2 protein-coding genes and 1 pseudogene are annotated in these 4,829 nt (G+C 65.6%); 2 read left to right on the top strand and 1 reads right to left on the bottom strand.

The window, feature by feature from the left end:
• The first annotated feature begins 247 nt into the window (after positions 1-247).
• Positions 248-1,441 carry a hypothetical protein gene (locus tag AC5JJ6_RS41790; protein WP_496047719.1) on the top strand — a complete coding sequence of 398 codons (1,194 nt, stop codon included), beginning with the start codon at positions 248-250 and terminating at the stop codon, positions 1,439-1,441.
• A 138-nt stretch (positions 1,442-1,579) separates the two neighbouring features.
• Here AC5JJ6_RS41790 and AC5JJ6_RS41785 read toward each other — a convergent pair whose 3' ends face one another.
• A complete protein-coding gene (locus AC5JJ6_RS41785) occupies positions 1,580-2,959 on the bottom strand; it encodes a replication initiation protein (RefSeq protein ID WP_496047718.1) in 1,380 nt (459 codons plus the stop codon).
• A 1,044-nt stretch (positions 2,960-4,003) separates the two neighbouring features.
• Here AC5JJ6_RS41785 and AC5JJ6_RS41780 point away from each other — a divergent pair.
• Positions 4,004-4,829 (top strand): annotated as a pseudogene (locus AC5JJ6_RS41780) (hypothetical protein); the annotation flags it as partial.

Genomic DNA, 4,829 nt, shown 5'->3' with positions numbered 1-4,829 from the left:
TCTCCTCAAGGTAGCTGTATCGAAAACTATGCTCGTAAACAATGTCCGAAAAGAATACTTGTCGGACGGTGTGGCACCGGCCGGTACGGCCAGCGCTTCTGGATGCCGGGGCTGGGGTTCCAGAAAATTATATGAGTCTCAATGTAAAGCCGTTTTGGCTTGGTATTTGACCTCAACCTACTGTAGGTAAACGATGATTTCACCAGTGAGGGAGCTGAGGATGACGGCATGCGGTGCGGACTGAGCGATGGCTGACCTGTTCGTCGCCGGCGCGATCGTCACGGCGCTGGAGCGGGCCGCCGTCGCCATCGGCCGCCTCGACGCCGCTCTGGCCGGCTCCCCGCTCCGGCGGGCCTGGACCTTCTGGAGCGAACTCGACGCCGCCCGCCGCCACGCCGGGGCCGACGGCAGGAAGGTCGATCTGTTCCGCCTCGCCGCCCACCTCCACGGCCTGCCGCTCCGGCTCGGCGACACCACCTCGGTACCCGAGCGCGGCCGCGAGATCGCCGGCCTGAACTACGCGGTCGAGCTGCGCTCCTGGATGGCGGCCCCCGATCCTGAACAGGTACGCCTGCGCGACGTCGCCCTCGACAGCCTGCGGAACTGCGGTGGCGGTCAGCCGGCGCTGGTCGCCGCCGCCCAGGGCATGCTGGACTGGCTGGCGGGACAGGGTAGCCGGCCTGCCATCCGGACCGCCGTGCCGCTCTACCTGCGCAACCGCGGGGTCACGATCCACGCACTGGCCGCCGTCACCGGCGGCGATGCCCTGCGGGCTGGGTCGGACGATCCCGACGGCTTCGCGGTGCGCTTCCTCGACGCTGTCCGGCGCGAGGCTGCGGACGGCCGCGACATGCTGCTGACGATGGAGCGGGAATGGCACGACGCGCGGACAAAGGTCGGTCGGCGCGCCGGCGCCCGGTCGAATTCCCGGCTGCCTGCCGCGGTCGATCTCCTGGCCGCCTCGCCGCTCCTGTCAATCTCCGCCCTCGCCGAGGCGCTGGGCTGCTCGATCGAAGGCGCCTCGCAGATGCTGGACACCCTGGTCCAGCTCGAGGTCGCCGCCGAGGTGACCGGCCGGACCGGACGGGGGGCGCGTCGGCTCTATGGCCTCAAGCGCCTGCTGCCGATCCGGGCCGTGACCACGGCAACCCGACGCCGGACGACGATTGGGCAGCGGGGACGGCCGAAGCGGATCCTGACCGCACCCTTTGCCGAACTGACCGGCAGCCCCAGCGCGGCCGAAGTGACGCCGGACGTGGAGCCCGCCGAGCCGGCGCGTCTGGCGCCCGCGAGCTTCGACTTCGACGCCCTGGATCGGCTGCTCGCCGCCGCCGACGAGCGGACCGGCAACGTTCGCCGCCTGCTCGACCGGATCGCCCGCGGCAACAAGCCTGTCCTTATGAATGGCGAAACAGAAGAACCAGGAACGTCCGTGTCCTGATCGTGCCGGGACCGGAGGATTGGTCTTGGAGGCTGGAACGCAACCAAGCCGGCCAGACAGCACATTGCCGGCCTTCCGACCATGAACTGACAGGCCGGCTTCGGGCCTCGTTGTGAACGAGGCCAGTCTCTACGCCGATCAGAGCGGATTGGCCATGGCGAACTCGTCGAGAATGAAGTCGACCCATTGATGGAAATGGACGGCATCCACCGACGTGCTCAATGGCCGCGACCTGAGCGGCCGGTCCATCGCCTTGCTTCTGGCAAGATTAAGCCATCTCTGCCGCTGCTGCGCTACCATGGTACTCAGCAGATACATGGCGCGGCAGGCAGGCCGATCGAGATCGCGGGTCATGCCGGCGGACCAATCGGCCGGCTGACCACTACGACCCTGAAGAACGAGATCGCCGAACATGGTGGTGAGCCAGCGTTCGAAGACGCGCGCCGGGCGGTCGACCTTGACCCTGTGCCGGCCGCACCACGCGGACCATACGTCGACCAGAGCGTCGATGGGAGCGCCCGGAAATTCCGCCCGCAGCCGATCCCGCGCCTGTCTGGTCAGCCTGCGCCCCAGCAGGGCCGGACTGATCTCCGGCCCCGTACCGACCGGCGGCAGATCGAGCGCCAGCTGGGTGGCGGCATCCTGGGACGTGGCCTCCATCTTGGGCGGCGGCAGAATGCCGGCGGGTCCCTCGACGACGAAGGTGACGTGCGTCCGGCGGCGCGTCCTTTCGTCGGCGATCAGCTCATATCGCACATGGAACGACGCGTACCTGTTTATCTCCTCGACGGCGACCCTGAGGACGCGGCGCTCGAACGCGCCCCATGAATCGTAGCTCGAAGCCGCCGCGTTCAGCACTTGGCGAAGATCTCCGACGGAGACGGTCCAGGAAAAGGTTTCACGGTCGGCATTGGCGCACAGCAGCTGATACAGGCGGTGGCTGTAGCCGGAGGTGAGCTTGGCCAGTACCTTGAGCTGAACCAGGAAGCGTTCGCCGCGCACCGACATCAGCTTCTCGAGCTCGGGACTGAAGCGCCAGTACACGATACCCTGGTTTTCGGGTACGTCGGACAGCGTCACGAGGCTGATGTTCATGTGGCGCAGGTTGTCGTCGCCCGGCGCGAAATAGCCGATGGTGATCACCGAGCCCTGAAGCTTCTTGGCTGCGGCCAGCAGGCTTTTGTTGCTCTTGTGGCCCTCCCACCCCATTGCCCGCTTGATGTCGGTGGCAAGCGCCGAATAAAGGATCGTGCCGGGCTGGGACCTGCCGCTGGCAACCACGTTGACGACCGAGTCGGTCGCATGCGCCAGCATCGCGTCCAGCAGCTTGCGGTCGGTCACGGAAAGCTCGGGATCGACGACCTCGATCAGCTCCCTGACCTTGAGAAAACTCGGATCGCCGTGAATCCAGTTGGAAACGGCCAGGGGGCTGGTCCGCGGGGAGGGGTCCGCCTGCACGGCCCGCGCTTTCCGGAGCGGTTCCGGGTCAGACACTGCCTGGTCGTCGATGTCCTGCAAGAAAACCCCACCCGCTCTCGGTTTCCACCATGGCCCCCGTTCCGTCATGGTGACTCGTTGGGGTCCATGCTGGCAACCCGGCACGCACGCGAAAAAGCATCAGGATGACGCAACAGGGGCCATAAAGGCATCCTCGCTCCCGCATGGCATCCAGCGTCGAATGGAATCCGGCCGATCAAGGATCGGCCAGCCAGCGCGCTGGCACCGAACGGTTGCGCCGCCCGCCCGGCTGCCCCATTCCACCTGCGGACAGATGCCGTCATGCCCCCTGCAACGTCATCGTGACGCACCGGAGGGAGTAACGGCGCCGGTGCGGCATCTGCGCACCGGACCTGCGCATCCATGGTCCCGATCCCGTCACGGTGACTTATCAGGGGGCATGACGGCAACCGAGCGCCTTTGCCCCAAGTCGGTGAAGGACACACGTCGCCGCGATGCTCATGATCCGGTCCCATCGCCCCGCCTTTATGGCCTCCGATGCGTCACGGTGACGGATCGGAGGTCATCATGGCCGGAACTGGGTCCGCCGCACCTCCTGAGGAATGGGATGCTGCGCCTTCCATGACGATTCAGAGGGCATGAAGGCTCGGCAGCGAGCGGTCGACCGGTCCGGACCGTCGCGGCAGGTCTTGACCTCATGGGATTCGCACGCAGTGACGCGCCATGGGGCATGCAGGCACCGGGGCCAACGGCGCCATCATGCTCCACTCGATGTCACGATGTCGGCTCAAGGGGCATCGAGGCACGGCCACGGATGCCAGTATTCCCTCCGGGACGTCACTGTGACGCCGCGGGGGCCGTAATGGCGATGAATGATGCTGAAGCCATGCCTTGAATGAACCCTGCATAACACCACGGAGAACCATCAGCGACCAATTCGACCCGGCGGCCTCCGGTTTCGCCGCCTTCCACGGAGCGGTAATCGTGCGAGCGCCGGATCGAGGGCTGGGTCAGCCGATACCGCGGATGACATGTCACGGCTCGACGCCGTTTTTGGAAAGGAATGACTGCATGGAGGAGCAATCCAGGCAGAGAGTTGGTCTTGTGCCCATCGCAATCTTCCAGCATCCGGACTGCGGCTGCGAGGAGCAGGGTATCTATGGCTTCATGTCCACGCATGCCTGCCGACGCGGCTATCTGTGGCTGGGTCTCGCGACCATTGCCGAAGCCGTGAAACTGGACCGCGGCAAGGTCCGCAGACGTCTGGAGAAGATGACGGCATTGGGATTCGTCGAGCGGCTGCCTCATCCCGACCCGGCAATACGGTGCTGGATGTACCGGCTGACGGGGCACGCCCATCTTGTCGACGGACTGCTTGGAGAAGATGCCGGTCCAAAGGCCGGACTCTCGCGGAACCCTGCTGGAGAGCGGGTTTCCGCCGATGACGAACGGCACGACGAACACGAACACCTTGAACACCTTACAGAAGATTCTCTCTCTCGCGCGACGAAGCGCGCGCAGGGAGAGCCGGGCATGAAAGCCGGGACAGGATCGGAGCCGAGCAAACCGGCTGTTCCGGAATGCCCTGCTCCACTGTCTCCCGGATGGACCCCGACCGACGCCGATCTGGCATTCGCCGGCACCGCTCGAAGCGACCTGACGGCTTCAGACGTGGCCGCCGTGACCGCAAAGTTCGTTGACCGGTACGGCGGCCAGCGGCTTCCCGACCCCTCATCAATCTTCCGTTCCTGGATCAAGAGAGAGATCAAATCCGATGTCCATGACGCCCGGAACCACAATACTGGATCCCACCGGGATGGCACCACCAGCACCAGCACCAGGATCCACGATCATCGAGGCATCGCACAGCGGAACCGCGCGGCCGCCGACGATTGCCTACGCCGTATCCTGGCACGACGAACCGAGCATC

This window comes from Skermanella sp. (genome assembly GCF_059503625.1).
Note: the sequence above shows the minus strand (reverse complement) of the source record. Positions and strands in the feature narration are given on the sequence as shown.